33 protein-coding genes and 1 pseudogene are annotated in these 25084 nt (G+C 43.8%); 26 read left to right on the top strand and 8 right to left on the bottom strand.

What is annotated here, in order from left to right:
- Window positions 1–58: 58 nt before the first annotated feature.
- From QUB06_RS23160 to QUB06_RS23090, 15 genes are all read left to right on the top strand, one after another.
- Complete coding sequence (locus QUB06_RS23160; protein WP_333437275.1) at window positions 59–472, top strand: DUF6876 family protein; 414 nt, start codon at window positions 59–61, stop codon at window positions 470–472.
- An 87-nt stretch (window positions 473–559) separates the two neighbouring features.
- Window positions 560–919 carry a hypothetical protein gene (locus QUB06_RS23155; protein WP_333437274.1) on the top strand — a complete coding sequence of 120 codons (360 nt, stop codon included), beginning with the start codon at window positions 560–562 and terminating at the stop codon, window positions 917–919.
- Window positions 920–1021: 102 nt separating this feature from the next.
- Window positions 1022–2503 carry a hypothetical protein gene (locus tag QUB06_RS23150; RefSeq protein ID WP_333437273.1) on the top strand — a complete coding sequence of 494 codons (1482 nt, stop codon included), beginning with the start codon at window positions 1022–1024 and terminating at the stop codon, window positions 2501–2503.
- Window positions 2490–2711 (top strand): hypothetical protein, encoded by a 222-nt coding sequence (locus QUB06_RS23145; RefSeq protein ID WP_333228070.1) that lies wholly within the window; start codon window positions 2490–2492, stop codon window positions 2709–2711. Before QUB06_RS23150 ends, QUB06_RS23145 begins: the two co-directional genes overlap by 14 nt.
- A gap of 211 nt (window positions 2712–2922) precedes the next feature.
- The gene (locus QUB06_RS23140) at window positions 2923–3234 is read left to right on the top strand and encodes a hypothetical protein (RefSeq protein WP_333437272.1); all 312 of its coding nucleotides are present in this window, start codon (window positions 2923–2925) and stop codon (window positions 3232–3234) included.
- Between the two features lie 33 nt (window positions 3235–3267).
- The gene (locus tag QUB06_RS23135; RefSeq protein ID WP_333437271.1) at window positions 3268–3684 is read left to right on the top strand and encodes a DUF1257 domain-containing protein; all 417 of its coding nucleotides are present in this window, start codon (window positions 3268–3270) and stop codon (window positions 3682–3684) included.
- 78 nt (window positions 3685–3762) lie between these two features.
- Complete coding sequence (locus tag QUB06_RS23130) at window positions 3763–4140, top strand: hypothetical protein (protein WP_333437270.1); 378 nt, start codon at window positions 3763–3765, stop codon at window positions 4138–4140.
- A gap of 2 nt (window positions 4141–4142) precedes the next feature.
- Window positions 4143–4481, top strand: coding sequence for a hypothetical protein (locus QUB06_RS23125; protein ID WP_333437269.1), 339 nt, complete (start codon window positions 4143–4145; stop codon window positions 4479–4481).
- Window positions 4478–5158 carry an MT-A70 family methyltransferase gene (locus QUB06_RS23120; RefSeq protein WP_333437268.1) on the top strand — a complete coding sequence of 227 codons (681 nt, stop codon included), beginning with the start codon at window positions 4478–4480 and terminating at the stop codon, window positions 5156–5158. Before QUB06_RS23125 ends, QUB06_RS23120 begins: the two co-directional genes overlap by 4 nt.
- Window positions 5159–5196: 38 nt before the next feature.
- A complete protein-coding gene (locus QUB06_RS23115; protein ID WP_333437267.1) occupies window positions 5197–5418 on the top strand; it encodes a hypothetical protein in 222 nt (73 codons plus the stop codon).
- 106 nt (window positions 5419–5524) lie between these two features.
- The gene (locus tag QUB06_RS23110) at window positions 5525–5809 is read left to right on the top strand and encodes a hypothetical protein (protein WP_333437266.1); all 285 of its coding nucleotides are present in this window, start codon (window positions 5525–5527) and stop codon (window positions 5807–5809) included.
- Window positions 5810–5867: 58 nt separating this feature from the next.
- Window positions 5868–6071, top strand: a complete 204-nt coding sequence (locus tag QUB06_RS23105; protein WP_333437265.1) for a hypothetical protein — start codon at window positions 5868–5870, stop codon at window positions 6069–6071.
- 51 nt (window positions 6072–6122) lie between these two features.
- Window positions 6123–6473: a hypothetical protein gene (locus QUB06_RS23100; RefSeq protein ID WP_333437264.1), complete on the top strand. Its 351-nt coding sequence runs from the start codon at window positions 6123–6125 to the stop codon at window positions 6471–6473.
- A gap of 127 nt (window positions 6474–6600) precedes the next feature.
- Complete coding sequence (locus QUB06_RS23095) at window positions 6601–7359, top strand: hypothetical protein (protein WP_333437263.1); 759 nt, start codon at window positions 6601–6603, stop codon at window positions 7357–7359.
- Between the two features lie 112 nt (window positions 7360–7471).
- On the top strand, window positions 7472–7636 hold the full coding sequence (locus QUB06_RS23090; RefSeq protein ID WP_333437262.1) for a hypothetical protein: 165 nt from the start codon (window positions 7472–7474) through the stop codon (window positions 7634–7636).
- A 194-nt stretch (window positions 7637–7830) separates the two neighbouring features.
- Here the strand turns inward: QUB06_RS23090 and QUB06_RS23085 are convergent, their stop codons facing one another.
- Window positions 7831–8568 carry a hypothetical protein gene (locus QUB06_RS23085; protein WP_333437261.1) on the bottom strand — a complete coding sequence of 246 codons (738 nt, stop codon included), beginning with the start codon at window positions 8566–8568 and terminating at the stop codon, window positions 7831–7833.
- Window positions 8569–8776: 208 nt separating this feature from the next.
- On the opposite strand from QUB06_RS23085, the gene QUB06_RS23080 reads away from it, so the two are divergent.
- The 9 genes and pseudogenes from QUB06_RS23080 to QUB06_RS23040 all read left to right on the top strand — a co-directional run.
- The gene (locus QUB06_RS23080) at window positions 8777–9100 is read left to right on the top strand and encodes a hypothetical protein (RefSeq protein ID WP_333437260.1); all 324 of its coding nucleotides are present in this window, start codon (window positions 8777–8779) and stop codon (window positions 9098–9100) included.
- 35 nt (window positions 9101–9135) lie between these two features.
- On the top strand, window positions 9136–9471 hold the full coding sequence (locus QUB06_RS23075) for a hypothetical protein (protein WP_333437259.1): 336 nt from the start codon (window positions 9136–9138) through the stop codon (window positions 9469–9471).
- The gene (locus tag QUB06_RS23070; RefSeq protein WP_333437258.1) at window positions 9461–9694 is read left to right on the top strand and encodes an HNH endonuclease; all 234 of its coding nucleotides are present in this window, start codon (window positions 9461–9463) and stop codon (window positions 9692–9694) included. Before QUB06_RS23075 ends, QUB06_RS23070 begins: the two co-directional genes overlap by 11 nt.
- A gap of 46 nt (window positions 9695–9740) precedes the next feature.
- Entirely contained in the window at window positions 9741–9944 is a 204-nt protein-coding gene (locus QUB06_RS23065; protein ID WP_333437257.1) for a hypothetical protein, read from the top strand.
- Window positions 9945–9987: 43 nt separating this feature from the next.
- On the top strand, window positions 9988–10212 hold the full coding sequence (locus QUB06_RS23060) for a hypothetical protein (protein ID WP_333437256.1): 225 nt from the start codon (window positions 9988–9990) through the stop codon (window positions 10210–10212).
- Between the two features lie 14 nt (window positions 10213–10226).
- On the top strand, window positions 10227–10616 hold the full coding sequence (locus tag QUB06_RS23055) for a hypothetical protein (RefSeq protein ID WP_333437255.1): 390 nt from the start codon (window positions 10227–10229) through the stop codon (window positions 10614–10616).
- A 32-nt stretch (window positions 10617–10648) separates the two neighbouring features.
- Window positions 10649–10891, top strand: coding sequence for a hypothetical protein (locus QUB06_RS23050; protein ID WP_333437254.1), 243 nt, complete (start codon window positions 10649–10651; stop codon window positions 10889–10891).
- A 9-nt stretch (window positions 10892–10900) separates the two neighbouring features.
- Window positions 10901–11140, top strand: coding sequence for a hypothetical protein (locus QUB06_RS23045; protein WP_333437253.1), 240 nt, complete (start codon window positions 10901–10903; stop codon window positions 11138–11140).
- A 290-nt stretch (window positions 11141–11430) separates the two neighbouring features.
- Window positions 11431–11621, top strand: a pseudogene (locus tag QUB06_RS23040) (IS701 family transposase); the annotation flags it as partial.
- 527 nt (window positions 11622–12148) lie between these two features.
- Here the strand turns inward: QUB06_RS23040 and rppB are convergent.
- The 7 genes from rppB to tnpC form a co-directional block, all read right to left on the bottom strand.
- A complete protein-coding gene (gene rppB, locus QUB06_RS23035) occupies window positions 12149–13480 on the bottom strand; it encodes a two-component system sensor histidine kinase RppB (RefSeq protein ID WP_333437252.1) in 1332 nt (443 codons plus the stop codon).
- Window position 13481: 1 nt separating this feature from the next.
- The gene (rppA, locus tag QUB06_RS23030; protein ID WP_333437251.1) at window positions 13482–14195 is read right to left on the bottom strand and encodes a two-component system response regulator RppA; all 714 of its coding nucleotides are present in this window, start codon (window positions 14193–14195) and stop codon (window positions 13482–13484) included.
- Window positions 14192–17341 (bottom strand): efflux RND transporter permease subunit, encoded by a 3150-nt coding sequence (locus QUB06_RS23025; protein ID WP_333437250.1) that lies wholly within the window; start codon window positions 17339–17341, stop codon window positions 14192–14194. The genes rppA and QUB06_RS23025 overlap by 4 nt, the downstream gene beginning before the upstream one ends.
- A 103-nt stretch (window positions 17342–17444) precedes the next feature.
- Window positions 17445–18107, bottom strand: coding sequence for a hypothetical protein (locus QUB06_RS23020; protein WP_333437249.1), 663 nt, complete (start codon window positions 18105–18107; stop codon window positions 17445–17447).
- A 292-nt stretch (window positions 18108–18399) separates the two neighbouring features.
- Window positions 18400–18777 (bottom strand): HNH endonuclease, encoded by a 378-nt coding sequence (locus tag QUB06_RS23015; RefSeq protein WP_333437248.1) that lies wholly within the window; start codon window positions 18775–18777, stop codon window positions 18400–18402.
- A 177-nt stretch (window positions 18778–18954) separates the two neighbouring features.
- The gene (locus tag QUB06_RS23010) at window positions 18955–19119 is read right to left on the bottom strand and encodes a hypothetical protein (RefSeq protein WP_333437247.1); all 165 of its coding nucleotides are present in this window, start codon (window positions 19117–19119) and stop codon (window positions 18955–18957) included.
- A gap of 181 nt (window positions 19120–19300) precedes the next feature.
- Complete coding sequence (tnpC, locus tag QUB06_RS23005; RefSeq protein ID WP_333437246.1) at window positions 19301–20797, bottom strand: IS66 family transposase; 1497 nt, start codon at window positions 20795–20797, stop codon at window positions 19301–19303.
- A 716-nt stretch (window positions 20798–21513) separates the two neighbouring features.
- Between tnpC and QUB06_RS23000 the strand changes: the two genes are divergently transcribed.
- Window positions 21514–22512, top strand: coding sequence for an AAA family ATPase (locus QUB06_RS23000; protein ID WP_333437245.1), 999 nt, complete (start codon window positions 21514–21516; stop codon window positions 22510–22512).
- Between the two features lie 7 nt (window positions 22513–22519).
- Window positions 22520–25000: a S8 family peptidase gene (locus QUB06_RS22995; RefSeq protein ID WP_333437244.1), complete on the top strand. Its 2481-nt coding sequence runs from the start codon at window positions 22520–22522 to the stop codon at window positions 24998–25000.
- The last annotated feature ends 84 nt before the right edge of the window (window positions 25001–25084 follow it).

Below are 25084 nucleotides of genomic sequence, written 5' to 3'. Positions count from 1 at the left end.
ATTGTAATGCAATGCTTCGCTGTAAGGAAATGATGTTTGTTAATTTAGGAATCAGATTATGGCGAATGCAATGATGGATGCTGAAACACTCTCACAGAATTTGCAACAGTTTTGTGGTTCGGAGCAATATTACAAGCATTGGCTGGGTTTTTGTTACACCGATGCAATCAAATATTTAGCAGAAAATGCTCAATGCTTTTGGTTGCTTGATGCGATCGGCTCTCATCAGCCCAGAGCTAACCGAATTCACCGATTAACAGAGTTTCAGCTTTGGTTCCTTCATGTCGGAAATGCACATGAGTTTATTAAGCCTAGAGGAGACAATGCTGCTGTTTTGACTTGTTGGGAAGATACACCTACCGCTGATACTCAACCTGCGATTATTCAACAGATACCTTTTACCGATTTTCCCTTGCCTGAAATTAAGCTTTATATGCAAGAGAAAATGCTTCTGTTGCCTAGCGAAAACTAAGCAGTAAGAGCCTGTCCAGTCTTCAGAGACTGAAGACTGGACAGAGTTTTGCGCTACATAATTTAACTAACATTGGAAACAAATCAAATGAGTAACAACCAAGAAACCCCCGTAATTACAGGGGAACAAAAGCAAAAACAATTGGAAGCATTGCAGGTAGATGTTGACATAATTTTTGCTGAAGCAATTGCTAATCAAGTCAAAACAGTCGATTTCGCCATTGAAATTTGGGTAAACGCAATGCAAGAAAAAGCAGCTTATGTAGCGATCGCCAGTCGCATGATTCACCACAGCACAAATTTTCAGGGAGACGAAATGGTTCGGTTTCTGCGATATTTAGCTGATGGAACTCTTGATAAAAATGCTTCGATCGCACAGTGGTCAGTCAATTTAATAAATGATGGTTTAATTATCAGCAATAGTCTCAGTCTCAAACAAGAAAACTAAAATGGCAAATTTGAACTGCAAAATCTGCGTATCGGCTCAATAAGTAGGGGTAGCAGAGAAAAAAAGTAAGCAGAGTACACAAAGTGTCATAAAATAGGACACATGACGCAAAAGATTATTTCAGAAGACAAGTCATCCTTCAAGATACTGCAAACCATCGACCCCCCAGGTATTGCAGACGAATCCATGCGTCACACAGTAGAGATATTACTGAACCTAATAGAGCAATTACAATTAAAAGTCAAAGACTTGGAGTCAGAGAATCAACGGTTGAAAGATGAAAACAACCGATTGAAGGGAGAACAAGGAAAACCAGACATCAAAACCAAGTCCAAAGGATTCAAAAGTCAGCACTCATCAGAAAAAGAGCGAAAAACGCCAAAAAAGCATAGCAAACGCAGTAAGAACGCCACGATTAAAATAGATCGAGAAGAAATACTAGAATATCCCACAGACCAACTGCCAGCAGATGCAGAATTTAAAGGATACGAACAAGTAATCATTCAAGATATCAGCTTGGCAACCGACAATATATTATTCCGGAAACAGAAATATTACTCACCCTCAATTGGGAAAACTTATGTAGCAGAATTACCAGTGGGCTACGAAGGAGAATTTGGACCAGGAATAAAAGCCCTAATGATCGGTTTGTACTATGGTGGCAATATGACGCAAGGCAAACTACTAGATTTTTTAGCCGATTTAGGGATTTCCATGTCAGCCGGTTATTTATCCAACCTATTAATCAAAAACCACTCAGGTTTTGAAACCGAGAAAAAAGAAGTTTATGATTCAGGACTAGCAAGTAGCCCTTGGCAACACTTCGACCAAACTGGTGCGCGTGTAGGTGGAGTAAACTATACCACCAATGTCATCTGCAACCCTTTATATACAGTCTACTTTACGACAGCCAATAAAGACCGACTGACGGTACTGAAAGGATTACAGCCGGGACGAGAACTCAAATTTATTCTGAATCCACTGACATTCTTACTAATTCAGGACTTCAAAATCCCAACCAAATGGCAAAAAGCTCTCAAACTATTACCTCAAGAAACAGTGTTGAGTGAAGCACAGTTTAATTACCTACTCAATAATTATGTACCCAAACTGGGTTCTCAACAACTGACCAGGATTAAGGAATCAGCAGCTATTGCTTTCTATCATCAGCAAACCGATTGTCCCGTCGTACAAACTCTTTGTTGTGATGATGCTCCGCAATTCAAGTTAATTACTGCTGATAGAGCGTTATGTTGGGTGCATGAGGGAAGGCATTACAAGAAGTTAAGCCCGGTAGTCGCTTGCCATCAAGTAATTTTAGGGAAATTTATCGAAGATTTTTGGGATTATTATCGGGAATTATTAGCTTACAAAGATGCTCCTAGTGCAGAATCTGCACACCAATTAAAGTCTAAATTTGGGCGGCTTTTTACAACTCCAAGCGGTTATGAATTGTTAGATGAACGCAAACAATTAACTGCGACAAAAGTATCGGAGTTGCTCAGGGTTTTAGAGCATCCTGAATTACCCTTGCACAATAATCCGGCTGAGTTAGCTGCCAGAACGCGAGGTGCAGCGACGTAATATTAGCTATGCAACTCAGACGATTGAGGGTACTCAGGCATGGGATACTTTTATGTCTCTTGTTGCCACTACTCGTCAGTTGGGAATCAGTTTTTTTGATTATGTCCGTGACCGAATTTCTCAACTTGGAATCATTCCCTCTCTCTCCACGATTATTCGCGAAAAATCTTCTCTTCATCCCTTGGGCTTGTCTTGGCAACTAGAATAACTGCTACCCCTACTTATTGAGCCGATACAAATCTGCAACGGTCAGCTACTGTTTCTTGGTCAATTAGGATACTTGAGACACTTTACTTGCCGACACTGTGGAATGAATTTTAGCAAAAGTCCGAAAATTGTCAGAGACGAATTCGACCGGATAATTTCTGTCAAATACTAATTATGCAACTGACACAAACAAAACAATGCGCTAATTGTCCGTGGAAACTAGACCGAGATTTGAGCAAAATTCTGGCTATAACCGGGAAAATCACCGCAATTTGAATCAGACGATCGCCAATCCAGACATTGATATTTCAGAAGTTATCCATCAAGTAACAACCCCTATGCGATTAATGGGTTGCCACTACTCCACGGATGAGAAACTGCTTGAATGTGTTGGCTGGATTTACCATCAACTTCGCAACAATAATCTAGCTCTGCGACTCGCATTAATGCGGTACTCCCAGATAAAAAAGCTTGAGATTGATGGCGCACAACGGGCAACTTTTGCTGAAACTTTAAAAGACTAACTCGTTCATTGTCCCAACTCTTAGGAAACTTAGATGTCACACTTAACACAAATCAAAACTCAAATCAAGAATCCGATCGTCCTACAAGAGATTCTTCAGAAAATGATTCAATCTGAGCTTGATGGAATTCTTACAGGAGCCTATCTGGAAACTAACAGCCATATCCATGACCCTTTCGGCAACAGTAAACTAGCAGAGTTTGTTATTCGGCGCAAACAAAGCTATCAGGGTGGTTATGATTTTGGCTTCAAATTGATAGAAGGGACAGACGAGTACGAGTTTCTAACTCGTGATGGTTCCATCCATGCTGCTAAGCAATTTATGGAGAAGCTTCTACCCTGGTATGCACGGGAAAATACTCTATCAGTATTGAGAAGTCAAGGGTTTAATATTGAGTCTCAAACTGAAGAAAATGGTGAAGTTGTCATAGTTGCTGGTAAGTGGTGTTAATGATTAATTATAAAGCGAAGTTAATGCTTCGCTTTAAAAAGCTGATTTGTAAAGTGAAAATAGTAAGGATTGAAAATCATGGAGCATGGCACAGAAGTAGTACAAGAAGCTGAAAGAATTCAAATAGAGGTTGATCAAATCTTTGAGATAGCTCGATCGAATAACTGGAGTTTGGAACAATTTGCGGTCAAAGTTTTAGCGGGAGCTACAGATTTTGACTTAGGATATTTTGCAATTGGTGTTCAACTTATTCAAAATGTCACAGAAATTGATGGCAAAAGTGCGATCGAAGTCCTCAAGTTTTTGATTTTTAAAGTTCAGCAACAGGATACTTTGAAAATTAAGCAAGCACAGGAAATGTTCGTTCGTGGATTAATTATCAACAAAAACAAAGCTGAACAACGGTTGGCAGAAGAGAAAATATCGAAGCAAATCTCGAAGAAAAGGAGAAATTAGCCATGTCTGACACGAAAAATATGAAAGAAGAGAAAGCATTTCTACTTGTCCGCCGACAGATTCAAGGATTATTCAGAGAGGCAGAAATTCAAAACTGGTCAATTCAGGATTTTGCTGTGAAGGTTTGGTTAGGGACAATTCTTGGACTTATCCCAGAAAAAACTCTAGCCTCAATATTAGTTGAGAAAGCAGCTAATATTCCAGCAGCCGAGACTTATAAACTCATTGATGATTTAGCTGCTCAATCAAGAGAAGGGAAAAAAGAAGCGATGCAACGCGCAGTCAAATTACTTTTGGATGGTTTGCTCATCATCAATAATCAAATTGGGGTAGCTAAATGAAAACTTACAAAGCTGATGACTCGGTTGGACAACTGAAACTATCGATCGCACTCCATCTGATACCGAATCTGCCCCCGATTCCCTGCAAGGATTATCGGCTTATCGTAATAGATCCTCCTTGGGTCTATTCACTTCGGGAAACAGACAAAACTCACCGGGGCCGTTGCAGTTATCCATCTATGACCGAGGAGGAAATTCTCAATATGCCAATCAGTGCGATCGCCAAAAATGATTCATATCTACTTCTGTGGGTGACAAATAACCATCAAGCGCTAGGGTTCCGGTGCTTAGAAAACTGGGGATTCACGCATCGATCGACCTTCACATGGGAGAAGGTCACGAAGGATGGCCGACCTCACATCGGAATGGGTCACTACGGGAGAAATTGTACTGAGCACTTCCTGGTAGCTACCAAAGGTGAACCAGGGAGTTTTAGCACCCACGGTCTAACCAACATCCCGAATATCATCAGAGCGCGGAGAGGTAAGCATTCTCAGAAGCCGGAAGAGTTTTGGACGATCGCAAATCAACTGGCAGAAAAACTAGAGAATTGTGAGGAATTGGGGCAATTGTCGCAACCGTCGAGGATTGAGCTATTTGCAAGGCAACAGCGCTCAAACTGGGATGCCTGGGGTGCTGAAGCTAATTTGCCTAGTGCTTTGCCAAGCGAGGAATGACATGAAGTTTAGGTGTTGATATGTTCAAATTCATAATTGTGGCAGCTAGATTTTCCTTTGATGTAGCGAAAACTGGCAATCTTCTTTTCTTAGGAATTGATGGCAAATGGATTGATAATCTTGACGATGCAAGGGTATTTGATGATGAAGCCAGTGCATTAGCTGAGTTTAATCAATGCCTTCGACCCAATTATTTTGAGGTTTCGGTTCTTAAGGTCTATTGGAATGATGTGAACAAAGACTGTCTTTCAATTGACTAATAGCAATTGAATACTTTCCCTAGTTTTTCAATGGAATTACTAGGGTTAAGTCTCTCCGTTAGTGCTTCGCTTTGAGATGTTGATTTGTTCTCTCATATTTACCATCATGACAACCGTTCATAACGACTGCACAACGACAGAATCAGAATCTAATGAATTGCCAGAGATTGCTGAAAACGGATTTATTATTGTGAGTGACTTCTTCGCATATCAGCATGAGTCGATCGTCACCGCAATGAAAAATAGTGACATTCCGCATGAGATAGAGTTTCATCCTCATAATGAGAAAATGCTGTGGAGAGAAGGTGCTTTCAGAGTCTATGTTGCTCTTTTACATCTTGAAGCAGCCAGAGATTTGTGTAGAGCTACAGAAACAGCCCCTGTAAACTAGGAATTCACCAGCAAATAGCAAATAATAGCGTAATTACTGGGTCGCTCCAGTCCTAAATATGGTTTCACCTGAGATAAATATTGCCGGATTCCACAAAGTAGCTGATTTTCCGTTAAATCAGCATCATACAGTTCTGAATGCTGTCAAGAAAATACCTTATCAGCTAGAGTTTTACGTTTATCAAGGCAAGTTTACCCTTTACGTTTTAGCCGAAGATATTCAAACAGCAAAAATATTGTTGGAAATCCCAATCGAGGGATAGTGTTTAGCTTCGCTATAGGATATTGATTTCACATTGTTTACAGGAGCCAAAATGTCACGATTTTACGCTTTAATCAACTCAACAGGAATTCAAGAAGTAGAAGCAACTGAAGTGCCAATGGTTGCTGAAATTCAAAAAGTTGTAGGAATTCCAGACGAAGAAGCTTTCTTTGAAGCGGTCTATGGCTGTTATTCTGACCAATCACTCGCTGTTTTGGTTGATGATGACTTCTTGCGGAAGGCTCATCAGCCAACTATGCTTACTCCAAAGCGTGTCATCCTTCAGGGACAAGTTCTCGTTGTGGCGATCGATCCACAAATTGAAGATTTCTGCTTGCTCACTAAACAGCAGGTAGAGTTGGTGAAACGAGAAACCAAACTCTATCAAGCACATTCACGTTAGCACGCTTTGGATCGATCGAGAGTCAGTAACTAGCATCAATTTCAGCGCATTTACGTGGGAGTTGCGCCCCACACTCATAATGCAGTGCTTCGCTTGGTCGGTAACGATTTTTAATCAGGTGACAACAATGCTAGATGCCACACAGTCAACTCAACCCACAGAATATGACGCGGTACTAGGCAATCAAGTCTCAGTTCCCGTCGGTGCTGCGGTACTCGGAGGTCTATCCGGTGTCAGGAGCCGTTTAGCGTCACCTCACCTGGGAGCCAAAATTGGTGCCATCTCTGAAGCTTCCAAATATGGTGAGGCTGGTTTTGATTTGATTGTCCAGCTCTTGCACGATAAGTCGATCGACCCAGCAGTAAAAAAGGCTGGGAAAACTTACGTTTCTTCAATGTTAAACGATACTTTAGTGACTGATGATTTGGGATGGTATCTTATTGGACATGGACAGTTATATCCTGAGAGCAAAATAGATACTTTGCGATTAGCTTGTGAAAAACTTCTTGCTTACATAAACACATTGTACGGGAAAAAGAAATGGTATTTCGGCGGAGGCTACAGCTATATCACCTTTTCTCAAGTTCAAAATTGGGAATGGGCTAAAGGCAACAGAAAAACTTTAAGCAATTCAATCAACTACTTAGTACAAATTCTTTCAGCCGAAAAGCTAAGAAGAGTAATAATTTTGAACTTTGTTTACTACTGCCAAACGTATTATGATATTTGCGTAGCTTATCAGAAGGAAATACCTAGAAATAAGTTTCCTAACAATATTGAACCCAGATTGTTAAGCCAAGGCATTTATCACAGTTTGCTTCCTTGGTTTGAAGAGGATTTCTCAAGACTAATTTCTTCCTCATTTGAAGATTTAGTGATTGAATAATCAGCTAACGATCGTCCAGGCTTTCCTTTCAGATTGTAAATGATTTGAGGTCAGTTATTCAATTTATAGAAAGCCTGATGATTGGCCATCTCGGGTTCAACTTGAGGAGGACGTGATTAATGAACCATTCCTGAAAAAGATGGTTTGCCTCAAAGAAATGCCGTTCATGGGTTCCTATTACAATTTCATGCCTGATTTGGAGGAAGCTTACCAAAATCAGGTTTTGGTCGATAATATCTGCCCGCACCAGGGTTACAAAACTTTTCCTACTTCGTAGCTTGCGGGCGCGGAGCGCATCGATGACTGCGACAGGGTTTGTCCCGGTCATGGCCTCGGTTTCAAAAATGGCAAAGTTTGCTCTCGACTGGGCAACCACGGCGAATAAGGTATAGCCTGGTTGCCCAGTCGAGGTATAGGCGAGGTATAGGCGAGGTATAGAGTCAGCAGCGCAGTGACGGGAGTAGCGCCCCGTCAAGCGCGTTGTAATGTAACTCCCGGCGATCGCTCCTGATTCATCAAATCCTGTACTTCGTGAGTTAGTCTTTGGGCTTCCTCAGCGCTCAGGGAATTTTTATTATTTAGATTCAGGTAATCAGCGAAGAATCCTGCAATTACATAACTTTGCCAGATAAACATTTCGTTTTTGGTTCCGGCAATGGGGCGGTCAAAGTTTTCACCTACGTGAAACACCGAATTATCTTCAGGATTTCCATAGAATTTGGGTGATTCCTTTTTAATGGGACTGCTGAAAACTCTGTAACGTTTCCTGACAACCGATGTTAAATGGGTAATTTTCACCCCCGGCAGTGGATTATTTTTGTCTCGGTAGTTGCCTTCGTTCATCCAGGCATTGAAAGCATCTATGTTGCCCGATACTTGATATCGATCGCCTTCCTCACTCTGGTTTCCATAGGTAGACAGAAGCATTCCCTTGAATAACTTAAAAACCTCTTCATCTGATTGGTTCATAGAAAAAGAGCAATCCTTCAAGATTTCTTTACAGCCTGTCAAAACTTTCCAAGCATCTGTTATGTTTGTATGGATAGACAACATTTGGCTGCACACTAAATCAGCCTTTCTTCTTCTGATTCCTAAGTATACTGTGTGTCGATCGCTTATCATCGCCGGAGCTATATAGCAACCAGTTATTAGCTTTTGATTTGGATCGAATCCTAATCCCGCCTCTCTTCTACGTTTAGCTTCGCCCATATTCCCTCTACTCAAGAATAAATCTTTTCTAGTTTAACGCTTTATTTGTTTAGTGAGCAACTATTTTAGTTGTAAAGCCTTATTTACTATGTTGTCAGTAATGTTGTCAGTAATGTTTCCACTAATGTTTCTCCCAATGTTTTTAGTAATGTTTTTCGCAATGTTTCTAATGCTTCGCTTGTGAGGGTTTGAGATAGAGGATTAAATAATGGCAGAGTTCGAGATAAAATATGGTACTTGGGAAAGCAAAGATGGCAAACTAATAAAATACACAAAAGAAAGTTGCCAGCTTAATAGTTACGACGATTGGAGCGAGTATCATCTCCAAATTACCAGATGGCCAAAAACTACATCAATTGAGATTGTAGTGATTAGTGGCGATGAAGGATATGACTCTGAAAGCCGATGGTCTAACTCAACAGTTTATCGGTATATCAAACTGCCTCATGCTGAATTTGATGCAAAAAGACAGGAACTAATTCAGAAAGTTGTTGAGCTAGCAAATCAACAATTTGGTTATATAACACTTTAATAGCGCATATCTGGGTCGCTCCCAGAATTCTTACTATGTACGACCAAAGCAAAATAACGCTGGGTAGAACCATTAAAAATGCTCGGCAACAGTACGGGTTGAGCCAGAAAGATTTGTGTAAATTGCTGGTTACGCCGTCAGAGCTTTTTGAGACGATCGACCGCTGCCTGCTAGCAAAAATCGAAAACAACCGAGTTGATGTGCGATCCAGTGAGTATGACTGGTTGATACCCAGTATTGCTCGAATATTTGCTCTTAATGTTGTTTGGCTTGAAGAAATTCGTCAACAAACCGAAGTTGAGCCTCTGGACTTAGAAAACGCCGTAGCAGTATTTCCCATTTACTTCAATCGCAAAACCTATGACCTATAAAAGAGTGTATCTGCATCGGATGGTGGCAGAACAAACCGTCGATCGTAAGCTCAGACCCGGCGAAGTTGTTCATCACCTGGACGAGGACAAATCTAATAACTCGCCAGAAAACCTGGTGATTTGTTCTAGTCCTTCTGTTCACGGACGATACCATGTCCGTTCTCTAAGACAGAAACTTGAAGTCGAGCTTCCTCTGATTCAAGTAGGCGATTTGTGGCTTTAAATCAACAGCTTGCTCAAATAAGTTATTCCAGTTCCAGTAAACCATTTTGGGTATTTCCCTGAAAACACAACACACGATTCTTGCCGTTACAACAGCTTTGATCGTCGCACTAGCAGCAACCAGTCCTCTATTTACTTCAGGCAAAGTAACTGAATCTAGCCAAGTCGATCCATATCTTGGGGAATATGATGAAGAGTCATATCCGATCGGCATTCAAATTGAAGAATTTGAAGGTAACAAGAAAAATTGAGAGTAATGCTTCGCTGTAAAGTAGTGTTATTTTCTTCACTGCTATGAAATTAGAAGATTTAGTTCGGTTTCTGAAATATGAAGCCGATCTCGCTACCTTTTTCCACACTTCTGCCAACTATTACTATCATAATCAGAAACTACCTTCCGAGATTGAAACTCAGAAAATCAAGGTAGTTTTAGCCGTCAGCGATCAAAAAGAAGGTCAGCAGCCAAAGAGTAATGATCCACTCTATCAACAAGCCTATCAAATCGCTCAGTCTATTTAATTGGAGCTGATAAGATGGAAGGCATTAATATTTGGTCTGGCTCTGATATTGGGATTGGTGCAGCTTTGACCAATCCTACAGAGCTAGCTTTCCGAAAGAACAAAATCAAAAATCATTACCCGGTAACATTCAATGGTGTGAATTTCCGTGATGCTGAATCTGCCTATCAAAAGCACAAAAGCCCTGATATGCAGGAATCGATCGAGATTATGACGGAAATCCTTGTGTGCAAATTACAGCAACATCCTCGGCTCTTTGAAGCAATTACACAGCGAGGCGGTGTTGAATGGCTTAAGCGATGCCGTCACATTGTTGGAATCAGAAATAGTCGCTGGGAAGGCTACGGATTGGAAAGCAATTTCATCCTGTGCTTGATATTTGCCTATCAATTGTGTAGTGAATAGCGTGATTGCCGGGTCGCTCCCGGTCTTAAATTATGTCTAAGCCTAAGTCTGAAATCAAGTTTGCGATTCTTAAGGCGAGTTATTGGGTTGGCGATGCTACTGAATATGGCTGCGTTTACTGGCTTCTCGAAATGAAAGGAAAATGGACTGAAGACTTTGAAGCAGCCCATTTTTTCGATACTCGATTGGATGCTGACTTACGCTTAACTGAGGAGAATCGTGCTTCTGAAAATCCTCATAGTTCCATTGTTGAGGTTGAACTGTACCGCGATTAAGAACCAGCAATGAAAAGTACATTTTACTGGTCAAATTGGAAATTTACGATCGAAAGCTCTTGCTACTACGACGATTCACCAGGCAATGTATTTTACCTAGAAGCAATCGTTATGCCAGAACTTGAGTTGGTAGCTAAATCGGAACTCAAAGGCTGCAATCGATCGCTAGCCGAACAAGCAGCTAAGTCAATGGTTGTGTGCGACAACAAAATTGATGAAAAATATTTCCTGAAAACTCTTTTCAGTTAATAATGCTTCGCTCTGAGGTTTTGAGTTAGTCAACGACCCAGCACTAAATCATAGATTCTAGTGAGGGCTTGCAAAAGTCTGTAGTTGACCCGTCTAAGCTCCTTGAGAGCTACGTTATCCAGGTCACAGCACCCGAGAATGCTTCAACAGTTCTCGGCTCTGCTGTCAGTCATTAAACGTCCGATTTGGGTTTAGGTAGTGTGGCTGACCTCGACACCGCCTAGATAACATTGACCAGTTGAACTTTACCCTAGCAATAGGAGCTTTCAAATGCCGAATAGAAATGCAGTTTTTGTGTTTACACGATGATTAGTTTAAATTGTCCAGCATTTTTAGGCTTAAATCAATCGCGTCAACTTGAGACTGAGGCACAAGAAAATAGTGATGTGGATTTTTTTAATTATCCACAATGGAATCCTGAATACGGATGGAAAAATACTTTAAATAATCTGCGTCTCATTATCAACCGCTTTTACTATTTTGTAAGGATTCAGGTCTAAAAACTTGCGGCTCCAACGCTTGTCTGGCAAGGGTTTTAGGGCAAAATAAGGGTTTTTGTCTTTCGTGGTTGATTGTCAATAAAGGACGAAAAACTGTCATTTTTTGTCATTTATTGAGAATAGAGATTTATTTAGCATCAAGCTCCAGATCTAAAGTCTTTGCCCAGCAAGGAGTTCAGTGACCTGAATCCTTACACTATTTTGGTTGATTTATCCCTGATTAAGTATTTTTTCTAATTCACCTTTATTGCTGGGATTCAATCAATTAATTGCTGCAATCAATCACTTTAAACCCTGTTATGCTTTTGGATGATTTAGATTATTTACTACTTGCTTATTCCCAAACGTGACAGAAGAGGGATAAATTGACGGGGCGGGTCAACTGTGGCAATCGCAGATTGCTACAGTTGAGGACTCTTGTGGAGACTTTCGCTTCCTCACCCTTGTACAGCTGATCGCATCTTGGTTCTGTGCGATCGCCTTATTCTGTGATAATTAAAAATTGCTCTCATTTGAGCGGTAGACGGATTGTAAATGTACTGCCTTTGCCTAACTCACTCTGAAGTTGGATGCTACCTTGATGAGCGTGGGCGATCGCAGCCGCAATCGATAGCCCTAATCCTGCCCCACCTGTAGCTCTAGAGCGATCGTTCTGCACTCGGTAGAAGCGGTCAAAAATTCGCGTTTGTTCGGCTGGGGCGATACCAACACCTGTATCTTGAACTTGAATTATGGCTTCCTTGTCGGTGCAATCGAGGATGGCAAGGATTAACCCTCCTGGCGGGGTGTGGTGAATGGCGTTTGTAATTAAGTTCGTCACCATCCCGTAAAGTTGGGCTTCATCCCCAAGAATTACAACGGCTCGCGAAGCACGAATTTCTAACTTCAATTCCACCTCAGCCATCATTGCTAAACCTGCAAGTTCTTCTACTAAATCGCCGATTAGATAGTGGAAACAGCAATGCTGCAATTGAGTCGGAATCTGTTGTTGCTCAATTCTACAAATAAACAATAAATCTTTCACTAACCTAGAAAGGCGGATGTTTTGTCGTTCGATAATATCCAGGTTTTGACTAACCTCCGGTAAATCTTCAGCCAGACGAGTATCCTCAACAGTAGTCTGAATGACAGCCAGAGGCGTTCGCAATTCATGAGCGGCATCGGAGGTGAATTGTTGCATCTGGAGATAGGACTGATAAATTGGTCGCATCGCTAATCCAGATAACCACCAACTAGCTCCTCCCACTAGCAGCATGACCAAGGGTAAGCCTAAAAAGAGCAACAATCGCAAAGTGTTCAGATAAGCATCCCATTCTTTGAGCGATCGCCCAATTTGCATATAACCCCAAGGCAAACCGCTGTTTGTTCTCAGTAATAAAGAAATTTGATAAAAGCGATCGCCATTAGAAAGATGCAGAATTTGCCAAAACTCTTTTGGTGCAAAGTTTTCTAATACATCCGGCTGCTCTCCAACCTTCCCTAATATTGCCCCAGATTGGTCTAAAAAGCGGAGATAATATCCCTCCTGCTGAAACACCCTAGCAGTATGTCGCACCCCGTCATTGCCTGAAGAGTAACAGTTTTCATTCCACAGACACAAACCGGGCAAAATAGTTTTCAAGCTGGATGAAAGCTGTCCCGGTTGTTGTAATTGTGGTTCGATAGTGTCATGCAGCGTTCCGGCTAAGGACTGTAGTTTTTCCTGGAGGATGTATCGCTGCGTGTGAAACACAACCTGATAGACTGCAACACCGCATATACCTAACAAAAACCCCAGGACGATCGCATACCAACCTGCAAGTTGCCAGCGCGTGCGGTTAAATAGCTTGTTGGAGTGCATATTACTTGTTCAAGCGATACCCGAATCCATGAACCGTTTCAATCATCCCGTCACAGCCAGAATCTGCCAGCTTGCGGCGCAACAGACGAATTCTAGCAGCAACTACATTGCTCATCGGGTCAGTATCCACATCCCACAGCCGAGTCAAAAGTCGATCGCGCGTGAGGATTTGATTCGGATGCTGCATGAAATATTCCAGTAACCGAAACTCATTAGCCGTTAGAGGAATCACCCTTAGCTGTCCTCCGTCATCCGTAGTGGAGATGATGGATTTAGTATAGTCAAGCAGCAATCGCCCCGCCTCAAGTTGGGCAGGATTGAAATATGGCGACTGTTCTGGCGACAAACTCCGTCCCCGTCGCTGGAGAGCCCGCAACCGGGCTAACAACTCCGCTTTCACAAACGGTTTCATCAAATAGTCATCAGCCCCAGCATCCAGCCCGGCCACCATATCCTCCGTGCGATCTTTTGCCGTCAACATCAAAACAGGTAAAGGATTATTCTGCCGGCGCAAACGTTGGCACAATTCTAGCCCAGAAGTTCCCGGTAGCAACCAGTCAAAAATCGCCACCGTGTACTCGGCCCATTGGTCTTCCAGATAGTTCCAAGCAGTTGTGCCATCTTGCACCCAATCCACCAGGTACTTTTCTCGGCTCAAGGTGCGTTGCACAATGGCACCCAAATCGGGTTCGTCTTCCGCCAGCAGAATTCTCATTCGATCGCTACCTCATCCCCTTTCGTTGGTGGCTGCTCCACGTTGTAGTTTCTCAGATCGGGCACTTTCATCACCCGTTTAGGCATCAGAAACTTCCCAAATCGAGCATACAATGCAGGTAGAACCAGTAGGGTGAGAGCAGTTGAGGTAAAGAGTCCGCCGAGGACAACGATCGCCAACGGCTGCAACAATTCCTTTCCGGCTCCACCGCTTAACACCAAGGGAATCATCCCCAATGCCGATGTGAGTGCAGTCATCAGAATCGCCAGCAACCGTTCCATCGAGCCTTCGACAATGACTTTGGGAAGCGGCATTCCTTGTGCCAGTTTGGTGTTGTAGTTGTCTACCAGCAGCAATCCATTGCGCGTCGCCACGCCAAATAGCGTCACAAAGCCCACCATTGAGGGAACAGAAAGAACACCGCCCGTTAGCAGCACGGAGATGACACCGCCAACCAGTGCTAATGGTAAATTGATCATCACCATCAGCATCGCAGGAACGGATTTTACGGTGAAGTACATCAATACTGCGATCGCCACCACCGCTAAGATTCCGAAAATTAGGAAGTTTTGAGCAGCGCGTTGTTCCGACTCATACTGTCCGCCGTACTGAATATAGTAGCCTTGGGGCAGTTGCACTGATTGCTTAACCTTGGCACGAATGTCACCGACGACCGAACCAACATCGCGTCCCTGTACGTTGGCTGACACCACAATTAAACGAGAGACATTTTCTCGGTTAATCGTGTTTGGTCCATTGCCAAAGTCAACCTTTGCCACTTGCGAAAGCGGGATGATTTGACCTGTTGGGGTATTAACTTGGAGGTTGCGAATCGTGTTGAGATTGCGACGGGCTGATTCGTTGACCCAAACCAACACATCGACCAACTGTTGACCATCGGGTACTTGAGCAACCACGCGACCATTCAGGGCTGTTTCCGTGAAATCTGACAATTGGGCGATCGTCAATCCGTAGCGGGCGGCTGCATCTCGGTTAAATTGAATTTGTACTTGACGGATCGGTATTTGGGGCTCAAGCTGAAGGTCTACCAATCCCTTCACGCCTTTCATGGTCGTTTCGATTTGTTCTCCAATGCGGCGTAGTTCTTGTAAATCGTTGCCGAATACTTTAATGGCGATCGCACTTCTCACCCCCGACAACACTTCATCCATGCGGTGACTGATAAAGCCACCGATATTGGTAGCAACTCCCGGAAACTGACCCAATGCCTCCCGCAAGGCTTGAATCGAGGCAGGACGGTTTTGCATCGCAGCTTCACTCAGTTCCACGTCCAGGTGGGCCAAGTTCACCGATGCCGCATCCGGATCACCCGGAGCACGCCCTGCCCGGAGTTGTACTGATTCAAACCGGGGGTCATCCTTAAGTGCTGTTTGAATCGCTAACCCGACGCGATTGGTTGATTCCAATGAGGAACCCGGATAAAGGGCGATCGCATTCATGAGCGATCGTTCCTGGAACGTTGGCAGAAAATCCCGTCCTAACGTCGGCACAATCAACATTGCCGCTACCATTGAGGCTGTGGCCAATCCTAAAATTAAGGTAGAGCGACGCATCGCCATTCGCAGCAACGGATCGTAAAGTTGTTTAGACCACCGGGCTAGGAAGGGTTCTGTCGTCTGCATCCGGCTGTGGGGCAGCAGAATGGCACACAATGCAGGGGAGATTACTAGGGATTCCAGGCTGGAGATGATTACCACCACCAGATAGGCAATGCCCATTGGGGTGAAGATGCGCCCTTCCACACCAGAAAGCGTGAAGATTGGTGAAAAAACAATAATCCCAATTAACGTGGCTCCAATCAGTGACTCGCGCACTTCCTGAGAACCCTCAAAAATAATTTCCATTGCTGGCTGGGGATTGGGCGAGAGGCGATTTTCCCGTAAGCGGCGGTAGGTATTTTCGCAGTAGACGATCGCATCATCAACTGCTGTCCCGATCGCCACTACCAATCCGCCGAGGGTCATGGTGTTGAGTTCCAGTCCAATCCAGGAACACACCAACAGTGAGAACAGTAGCGAGAGAAAGAAATCCAGCAAACAGATGGTGAGGGTGCGCCAGTTCATCAGAAAGGGAATCAGGATGGCTGCGACAATCAAACTGCCTTCGATCAACGCCGATCGCACATTACCAACTGAGGCATCAATGTAGGCATCTTGCCGGAAAGTGACATTCGCCTTCACATCTTTGGGTAAGCCCGGTTTAATTTCCTCCATCGCCTCGATGATGGCTTGCGTGACGGTGGGACTATCCACCAAAGGTTGCTTGTTGACCATCACCACCACAGCCCGTTTAGTATTCCAACTGGCATCGCCTCGCTGGAGTGCAGCCCCAATCTTCACCTCTGCCACATCCCGCAGTAGAATCGCTTTTCCTTCCTGCACCTTGACGACCGCTTTTTGCAAATCTTCGATGTTCTGGATTTGTCCCTGTCCCCGAATCACTAATTCGCGTTCGGGGTCAATCAACAATCCACCGGCGGTTTTGGCATTTGCCTCGTTTGCAGCCTTGACGACTTCCTGTAGCGAAACCTTCAACGCTTTGAGTTTTTCAGGATTCGCAATGACCTGAAACTGCTGAATTTCTCCGCCGTAGACTAGCACTTGCGATACGCCTGGAACTGCCAGCAAGCGATTGTTGATTTTGCCATCCACCAAACGCCGTACTTCCATGATCGATGTAGTGTCTGACGTGAAAGCATATTGAATCACCGTCCCGATGGGGGGAGCTAGGGGCGATATCTGCGGTGTACCTATGCCTTCTGGAAGTCGGTCTTGCGCGTCCTGCAAGCGCTCTGCCACGAGTTGACGAGCTTGATAGGGGTCAGTACCCCATTTAAACACTACCCGCAGTACAGAAATTCCTACGGCTGAGGAGGTACGGACGACTTCAACTCCTGGTGTTCCGTTGACCGCACTTTCTAGCGGTAACGTCACCAACGATTCCACCGCTTCCGGGGCTAGACCGGGGGCTTCGGTCTGTACTTCTACTTGAGGGGGCGCAAAGTTGGGCAACACGTCGAGGGGCATTCGACTTACAGTATGCAGGCTCCAGATGGTTAGGGCGATCGCCCCGAACACCACTAACCATCGTTGAGCAATAGACCATTTGGGGATGACGTTTAACATAAGGATGAAATTTGGATAGCATGAGGCAAGCTTTTAGGAGACGGAGTAAAGAAATTTACTCAGTCGCGATCGACTGTTACCAAAAATCTTGGTTTTTGAATGTCTACCGATCCTTGCCTTTTAACCCAAAGAGGGCGAATCCACCCACCAGTAAAACTCCTGCGCCTGCTACCCACATCAAAGGTGACGATCCTTGAGCCGGCTGCGTTTCTGCTGGCGATGTAGCGGCCGATGCTTGCGATGTAGCGGGCGATGTAGCGGGTGATGCCTGCGTTTCTACTTGCGATGTAGCGGGTGATGCCTGCGTTTGGGCCGGAGGTTTACCTCGCAATGCCTCGGAGTACAAAAGCGTTGCCCCCTGCATCACAATCTGATTCCCCGGAACTAAATTGCCTTCTTTAATTTCCACCACATCTCCAGAGTCGGTACCAGCCTGAACTGAGATGGGTTTGTATGTCGTTCCCTCTTGGATGTAGACGAGCTTTTGCCCATTGGCATCAATCAAACTGGTGCTGGGAATTTTTAGAATACCTCCATCGGTCGTGGGGGCGATCGCCTCTGTCTTAATTCCCAATGCGGTTGCTTTACTGGCATCAACCTCAATGGGTTGCATAATCTTCGCCGCATCGCCACCTGCAAACTCGTTGTCATGCCCAACGTGCCCTAGCACCGGAGCTGAACCCGTGCACAACACTAATCCCAAAACAAAACTAGATCCGTAACGGACGATCGATAAAGAATTCAACTGCAACGACTTCGATAACATGGAAATTTCCTCCTCACATTTAGGAACGGGTGTGATGAAAATAGCCACTCCTCTGAAGGGTTATCTATGTCTCACCCTTCTTGTCGTGTATCTTCCCCCGCTAGAATGTCAGGCCGAAATAAAAATTTGATGAAACTTTGAAACGAAGTCTACAGATATTTGCAGAAACCAGTAAACCTCGTGCATTGCGAGTGTTCTGACGGGTGCCCTAAATGCTTGATTCAGATTGGCTGTACCCAACACAACCAGGGACTGCACAAGAAAGTCGGTTTGTTTCTGCTTGAAGCAATAGCTACAAATTCTTCAATTTAACAGCCGATAAAGTGTCCGGTGCCGATTCCTGGTAAAAATTAATGATATTCCAATCCACCGCATCATCCGGGAACAGGGATAATTGCCCCGGCGATACGTTAGACTGCCTGCGGTTGTGGTACGACAGGTGACACGCGGTACACAGAGCGATTAAGTTTTCAGGGCGGTTGTCCTCCGGTATCCGGTTGCGATGGTGCACCGCCAAAGTTAAAGCACACCGTTCAGATTTGGTTAAGCCGCTTTGTTTGCCGGGTCGGAGGCATTGTTGATGGCACTTTGCACAACGCCACCCCGCGTTTTCTTTCACCGAGAGCGCAATCTCTTGCCAATTATCGGGATACCTCTTTGGTTTAGGCATAGCGGTAAAAGCTTATATTTTCAAAATATGGCGATCGCTCTGTTAAGTAAATTCAATTCAAAATTATCAGCAGCTAATCAACTTCAACGCTGTCTTGAATCTCCCACAGGAATTCTGCCAATAAGCGAAAATCTTCAACCGTGGGCTTATATTCGCAAGCTACTTCCCATGCTTCGGTTAAAGTAGCACCAGAGTGAGGAAATTGGTTTTGATGTGGGCTTCTGATGGGTTAATGCCCGATTTTACCAGTTGTAGTTCTAACGCGGGATATTTGCTGCTGGCAAGGATGTCGGCATAGTCGGTATCTAACAAATCCAGTTGTTCAATGGGCGGGTCAGTCATTTGTCACGTTTCAACTTCTAGGGTTCCTGTAACTGCTCACCGCAACAGCGTTGCGGTATCGCCAATGATGTCAGCGAGCGCTATGCACTTTAGTTAGTAGGTGGTATTCCAGAAAAACTGGCCACAATCAAAAAGGAAGTTTGTGGAAAACTGGTTGATTCAATTTCTTTCAACGGAAAGTTCAGTTGAATTGTAAACCTGGAGGACTACGACCAGCTAAAGAAAGTAACTCATATAGTTGTGCGATCGCTTCGCCACCTTGCAGGCGCACTGTTTCTAAAAAGCTAAACATTTGAGCGACTAATTGAGCGCCCCAATCACTACGCGCTCCTCCAGTTACTTTCCGATGCACGACCACGGGGCGTAAAGCTCGTTCAGCATCATTGTTGTCAGGTTTAACTTCTGGATAATCTAAAAAAGTAAACCACTCTGTCCAATGACGTTGAATCCGGTTGGCTAATCGTTGGGCATCGGCCGGCCAACCTTTGACAGGCGCATTAGTCAAGACATCTTGCAATTTGGCTTCCAGTACAAGACGTTCTGCCGCCATCGCTTCCCGACTCAATTGACCAGTATGATACTCCCTATATCGGGTTCTAGCAGTGGTTAAAATTTCACTAACTGCCCCAGCTAATAGTCGATTGCCCTCAAAACGACTCAGTTTTAGTGCTTCTAAATCTCGTTGCAGATGGGTCAAACATTTCTGTTTAGCTGCCGCTGATTGAGGGTTGTAAGCGCTGAAACAATCACTACTAAGAATGCCTTCAAAGTCTTCTCCCAATAGCTGTTTTAGTTCGGCACTACTGCGGGTGGGAGCTAATAGTAATACACAAACCTTGTCACTGGTGGCTACCCACAACCAATATTTGATTCCATCAATGCAGTAAGTAGTTTCATCAACGCAGCGCACACCCGGTTGTTGTACGTAGCTCAACCATTGCTGATAGATTGGCTGCAAGCTCTCTTGGAAGTAACGCTGCATCTTGGCTAGAGAACCTTGAGAGATGGGTACTCCCAAGACGTGTTCCACAAAATATTCTTGTTTTCGCCACGGTAAGTTACCCCCATATCCTAGCCAACCAACCACACTACACAATCTGCCGCCGTAGCTAAATCCTTCCCATACTCCGGGTGGTAATTGAGAGTATCCCGACCAGCCACAATCGTTACACTGGCATAAGGGACGACGATATTCTCTAATTTCTACGGGTTGCTCTATGAGCTCGGCTACTTGTTGCACTTTACGGGGTGCTGCTGTAACTGGCTCCACTGCTGCTTGACAAACCGGACAAGTTTCTAGTTCTAGCTCTATAATTTGGTCAGGTTCACCAAATCCATTGCGCGTCTTGCCCGGATGGTCATATTTGGGACCGCGTTTTTTTCCTTTTTTTCGCTTGCTTTTGTCGCTGGGCTTGAGGAGCAGGTCTGCTGATGGGGGAGTAGAACTGTTTGATGAGGTGCGGTTTTTTAGCTTCTCTAACGCTTCTTTTAACTGTTCAATCTCCTGTTGCTGCTCTTCGATCAGGCGTTGTTTTTCTACCAGTTTTCGTTGTTGCTGTTTGAGCTGCTGCTGTTGTTTTAGTAGCCATTCTCCCAAAGACAACACTGCAATAGCCATCTTCTCTACTACAATGGCTATCTCTACTGGTTGGTTTGTCCGCGCTGTTGGATTCGGCATGACAGCTACTATACTCTATTTTCACCTATTTGGCTCAAACTCTTACCACACTTGCTCCCCGGCCCGCTATGACCCATCATTGGCGATACCGCAACGCAGTTGCGGTGAGCAGTTACGGGTTCCTTTCTTTCACCCCAACATCCACCACAACATCCACTCGAAGCGATCGCCTCTGGAATCAGAATTCTACTTCTCCATCAGATTTACCCTGCCCGAAATTTATGGAGTTTGTCCTTTGGTTATAAGGAGGGTCTTCCGGGGCTGGTTTCTTCAGACTTCGCTCACCTGACTTTTGTCTCTGGGATGTTTTGTCTTCGTGGGAGTTAGATTGCTGATTCTGTGAGTCCGACATTGAAAAGCTCCAGCTTATAACATTGAAAGTACAGAAGCTAAGATAACACTACCTGTTGCACAAAAGGCGGCCACACATAACGTATGGATTGCCTGATCTGCCACCTTAGCTTTTTGATCTCGCAACATCTCAAGCTCGTGGAGGGCTTCTATTTAATCTCATTTCATAATTATATATTTTATAGTGCAAATCTTGCCTGAGTCTTTTGTTGATAAATATTTAGTTTTTTAATTAAAATACATCCTTCTTAATTAGCTAAAAATAATTTTAATAATCTCGTGTTTGGTAAGTGTCATGATAAGTTATAATAGTTAAACTATAGTATCACCAAACGTGAGTTTTTCTGGAAAGGTATAGCTTAGTTATGTCTACTGCTCGTCAAATCATAGCGCTTTTAAAAAGCCACATAGAAGGCGAAGAGCAGCAGTTTTATTCTGCGGCTCTCCAGATTGCAGCGCATGAAGCAAGGCAGGGACACGGGAAACTTGCTGAAGAAATTCGTGAATTAATTGAAGAAGCAAAAACCCAACGTTCTTCAATAGAGCGTAAAACTAATCCAATTCCGTTAGTTCAGCCAAAAGGTGAATTAGCTAATTTACTCTCAGCACACTACCCAGAGACTAACCTAATTGATCTGGTGCTTTCACGCGAGCTTGAATCCAAACTTAAGCGCATTCTTACAGAACAGAAACAACGCCACCGCTTGCAAGATTATAATCTATCGCCTCGCAGAAAAATTCTCTTGGTAGGTACTCCTGGGTCTGGTAAAACAATGACCGCAGCAGCTTTAGCCGGTGAGCTACAGCTTCCTCTTTTTACTGCTATCTACAGTAGCCTGATTGGCAAGTTTATGGGAGAAACCGCCAGCCGACTTAAATTAATTTTTGAGGCGATGTCACTCACGCGGGGGGTCTATTTTTTTGATGAATTTGATGCAATTGGAACGCATCGCAACAATGCCAATGATGTTGGAGAGATCCGTCGCGTATTAAATTCATTTTTGCTATTTATAGAAAACGATCGAAGTGAGAGTTTGATAGTCGCCGCAACAAATCACCCAAATTTACTAGATGAAGCTCTGTTTCGTCGATTCGATGATATCATTGAATATACAGTTCCTACTGAAGAAATGATTCGCCGTCTTTTAGAGACACGGCTTGTCTTATTTGACCTGCAATGGAATGACTGGTCAGAGATTTTGAATGCTGCACAACACTTGAGTCTAGCTGAAATTGTTCGCGCTGCGGATGAATCTGCAAAGCAGGCTGTACTATTCCAGGATGAGAAAATTGATAAAGAAAATTTGCTGGCGACTATCTTAGAACGACGTGAAATGAACCTCCGAGTATTGAAAAAATCCTAATTGTAGTATGTCCAAACAATCACGCGAGCTTCCTCATATCTATTTATTTGAAAATGGCACAAGTGAAAATTACACCAGACCCAAGCGAGGTGGTGGAGCTAATTCCCCTCCCGAACGTAATAGGGCAGCTCATGCTAAATATCTAGAACAAGCGATCGGCAGAGCAATTCAAGAAGCTCGCAAACAGCTAAACTCCCGCGATTCTAAACTGGCTACAGGAGTCTCGGGCTTTTATCTAGAATTTGAGATTCAAGCTAAGGAAACAATTGCTTTAAAGTCCCTAGAAAACCAGCAAAAAAGAATTGAATTGGTGGTAGTAAAGAAACTCCCCGAACGGGAAGATATGGTTGGAGCAATAGTCTTCGTTCCCGAGTCATCCTCTGATTACTTTATGAAAAAAGTAGAAGAATATCGGGATAAAAATACCAAAACAAAAAAACCCAAAAATGAAGCTCTGATATCTCGTTTAGAAAATGTTCAGATTGGTAAAGTAACATCGCTATTCACCGATAATCCAGCTTTATTTCCAGAAGACGAGCGAAAAATTTGGTGGGAGGTTTGGCTCCGCAAGGATAAACGGGAGGAATTTAACCAGATTACTCAAAAGTTGGAAATTCACACAAAGCCTCATGCAATTTCTTTCCCTGAACGCGAAATTGTTCTAGCAATGTCCGATGTAGAAGGAATGGCACGAGTCATCCATAATTCTGATGCAGTAGCAGAATTACGTATCGCCAAAGATACTCCATCAATGTTTTTTGAAATTGCAGCTTCAGACCAAGTTCAATGGGTCAACGATTTAGAAAAACGACTGCTTGAACCTGGTAAACACGCTGTATCGATCTGTTTGTTGGATAGTGGGGTTGCACGAATTCATCCGTTACTTTCATCAGGAATGGCTTTAGACGACATGCACTCTGTCGAACCCTCTTGGGGGGTTAATGATAGTGTTTATTGGCGGGGTCACGGTACTGCAATGGCTGGTTTGTGTTTGTATTCTGACTCACTCATCGCGATGCTGGCAACATCCGAAAAAGTGAAACTTTTACATCGCCTTGAATCAGTCAAAATACTGCCACATACGGGACAAAACGAACCCGATCTTTACGGTGCCATCACGGAGCAGGGTGTTTCCTTACCTGAAATTCAAGCTCCCGAACGCCGTCGAGTTTTTTGTATGGCGGTAACGAGCAGTATAGACTCTAGCAATGCAGGAACGCCATCGTCTTGGTCAGCAGCAGTGGATCAGCTATGCTTTAACGATGGTGAATTCCGACGACTAATGATTGTTTCCGCAGGTAATATTTTTCAAGAAATCTTTCCAAAAGATTACCTCAATATTAACGATCTTGAAACAATAGAAAATCCCGGACAAGCCTGGAACCCTCTAATTGTGGGTGCTTGTACTGAACAAATTAATATTCTCGACCCTAACTATGCGGGCTGGCAGGTATTAGCACCTGGAGGCGATCTTTCGCCTCGCAGCAGGACTTCGGTAAGATGGGACTCTCAATGGCCAATTCGTCCAGATGTCGTTTTTGAAGGTGGAAATATGGCTTTTAACGGTCAAAATTCAGCCGAAACCATTGACGATCTTTGCCTTCTTACAACTTACTACCGCCCAAATGTCAGAATGTTTGATAGAATGAACGACACAAGCTGTGCAACTGCTCTCGCCAGTTACATGGCAGCACGCATCATGTCAGAACATTCTCATTATCGTCCAGAAACTGTACGCGCGCTGATCGTACACTCTGCGGAATGGACTCCAGCAATGCAGAATCATTTCAAAGTCGCATCTTCTAAAACTGCTAGACGCACTCTTTTAAGACGCTATGGTTATGGAGTTCCTGATTTAAGACGCGCCCTTCAAAGTGCTAGTAATGATTTAACACTAATTATTGAAGATGAACTACAACCTTTTTATTTAGAGGCGAACCTGGTTAAAACTAAAGAGATGAAGCTCCACAAGCTACCTTGGCCTAGCGAAGAACTAGAAAAATTAGGAGAGGAAAAAGTAGAGCTAAAGATTACCCTATCCTACTTCATTGAACCGAACCCAGGAGAGCGTGGATGGGCATATCGCCACCGTTACGCTTCTCACGGTTTACGCTTTAAAGTCAAAGGCTCTTTGGAAACAGACGATGATTTTAAATGGCGAATCAATCAAGCTACGAGAGAAGAAGAAGAAGGTAGAACAATCTCAACTATGTCGGATGAAAATAATTGGTTCCTCGGACCTAATACGAGGGATAGTGGTTCAATTCATTCTGATATTTGGCATGGCAATGCAGTAGAATTGGCACAGAAAGATGCAATTGCTGTATATCCCGTGGGGGGGTGGTGGAAAGAGAAAAAGTATTTAAATCGCTGGAATCAGATGGCTCTTTATTCACTAATTATTTCAATTCGAGTACCCGAAGTTGAAGCCGACATTTATACTCCTGTTTCCAACATTGTTAGCACGTCTATTGCTATCGATACTTAAAAAATTGGGCGTTGCTGAATTAGGATATGATGAAGTGGTCGTGCGAGTACCAAAAAATAACACTCATTAAAATACAACATTATG

This window comes from Microcoleus sp. D2_18a_D3 (assembly GCF_036702455.1).
In the GTDB taxonomy this organism is placed as follows: Bacteria; Cyanobacteriota; Cyanobacteriia; order Cyanobacteriales; family Microcoleaceae; genus Microcoleus.
Note: the sequence above shows the minus strand (reverse complement) of the source record. Positions and strands in the feature narration are given on the sequence as shown.

Bases quoted from the DNA above. Each gene is read 5' to 3' on its own strand.
- QUB06_RS23160 (WP_333437275.1), top strand. From the start codon at position 59: ATGGCGAATGCAATGATGGATGCTGAAACACTCTCACAGAATTTGCAA.
- QUB06_RS23155 (WP_333437274.1), top strand. From the start codon at position 560: ATGAGTAACAACCAAGAAACCCCCGTAATTACAGGGGAACAAAAGCAA.
- QUB06_RS23150 (WP_333437273.1), top strand. From the start codon at position 1,022: ATGACGCAAAAGATTATTTCAGAAGACAAGTCATCCTTCAAGATACTG.
- QUB06_RS23135 (WP_333437271.1), top strand. From the start codon at position 3,268: ATGTCACACTTAACACAAATCAAAACTCAAATCAAGAATCCGATCGTC.
- QUB06_RS23130 (WP_333437270.1), top strand. From the start codon at position 3,763: ATGGAGCATGGCACAGAAGTAGTACAAGAAGCTGAAAGAATTCAAATA.
- QUB06_RS23125 (WP_333437269.1), top strand. From the start codon at position 4,143: ATGTCTGACACGAAAAATATGAAAGAAGAGAAAGCATTTCTACTTGTC.
- QUB06_RS23120 (WP_333437268.1), top strand. From the start codon at position 4,478: ATGAAAACTTACAAAGCTGATGACTCGGTTGGACAACTGAAACTATCG.
- QUB06_RS23110 (WP_333437266.1), top strand. From the start codon at position 5,525: ATGACAACCGTTCATAACGACTGCACAACGACAGAATCAGAATCTAAT.
- QUB06_RS23105 (WP_333437265.1), top strand. From the start codon at position 5,868: ATGGTTTCACCTGAGATAAATATTGCCGGATTCCACAAAGTAGCTGAT.
- QUB06_RS23100 (WP_333437264.1), top strand. From the start codon at position 6,123: ATGTCACGATTTTACGCTTTAATCAACTCAACAGGAATTCAAGAAGTA.
- QUB06_RS23095 (WP_333437263.1), top strand. From the start codon at position 6,601: ATGCTAGATGCCACACAGTCAACTCAACCCACAGAATATGACGCGGTA.
- QUB06_RS23085 (WP_333437261.1), bottom strand. From the start codon at position 8,568: ATGGGCGAAGCTAAACGTAGAAGAGAGGCGGGATTAGGATTCGATCCA.
- QUB06_RS23080 (WP_333437260.1), top strand. From the start codon at position 8,777: ATGGCAGAGTTCGAGATAAAATATGGTACTTGGGAAAGCAAAGATGGC.
- QUB06_RS23075 (WP_333437259.1), top strand. From the start codon at position 9,136: ATGTACGACCAAAGCAAAATAACGCTGGGTAGAACCATTAAAAATGCT.
- QUB06_RS23070 (WP_333437258.1), top strand. From the start codon at position 9,461: ATGACCTATAAAAGAGTGTATCTGCATCGGATGGTGGCAGAACAAACC.
- QUB06_RS23060 (WP_333437256.1), top strand. From the start codon at position 9,988: ATGAAATTAGAAGATTTAGTTCGGTTTCTGAAATATGAAGCCGATCTC.
- QUB06_RS23055 (WP_333437255.1), top strand. From the start codon at position 10,227: ATGGAAGGCATTAATATTTGGTCTGGCTCTGATATTGGGATTGGTGCA.
- QUB06_RS23050 (WP_333437254.1), top strand. From the start codon at position 10,649: ATGTCTAAGCCTAAGTCTGAAATCAAGTTTGCGATTCTTAAGGCGAGT.
- QUB06_RS23045 (WP_333437253.1), top strand. From the start codon at position 10,901: ATGAAAAGTACATTTTACTGGTCAAATTGGAAATTTACGATCGAAAGC.
- rppB (WP_333437252.1), bottom strand. From the start codon at position 13,480: ATGCACTCCAACAAGCTATTTAACCGCACGCGCTGGCAACTTGCAGGT.
- rppA (WP_333437251.1), bottom strand. From the start codon at position 14,195: ATGAGAATTCTGCTGGCGGAAGACGAACCCGATTTGGGTGCCATTGTG.
- QUB06_RS23025 (WP_333437250.1), bottom strand. From the start codon at position 17,341: ATGTTAAACGTCATCCCCAAATGGTCTATTGCTCAACGATGGTTAGTG.
- QUB06_RS23020 (WP_333437249.1), bottom strand. From the start codon at position 18,107: ATGTTATCGAAGTCGTTGCAGTTGAATTCTTTATCGATCGTCCGTTAC.
- QUB06_RS23015 (WP_333437248.1), bottom strand. From the start codon at position 18,777: ATGCCTAAACCAAAGAGGTATCCCGATAATTGGCAAGAGATTGCGCTC.
- QUB06_RS23010 (WP_333437247.1), bottom strand. From the start codon at position 19,119: ATGACTGACCCGCCCATTGAACAACTGGATTTGTTAGATACCGACTAT.
- tnpC (WP_333437246.1), bottom strand. From the start codon at position 20,797: ATGCCGAATCCAACAGCGCGGACAAACCAACCAGTAGAGATAGCCATT.
- QUB06_RS23000 (WP_333437245.1), top strand. From the start codon at position 21,514: ATGTCTACTGCTCGTCAAATCATAGCGCTTTTAAAAAGCCACATAGAA.
- QUB06_RS22995 (WP_333437244.1), top strand. From the start codon at position 22,520: ATGTCCAAACAATCACGCGAGCTTCCTCATATCTATTTATTTGAAAAT.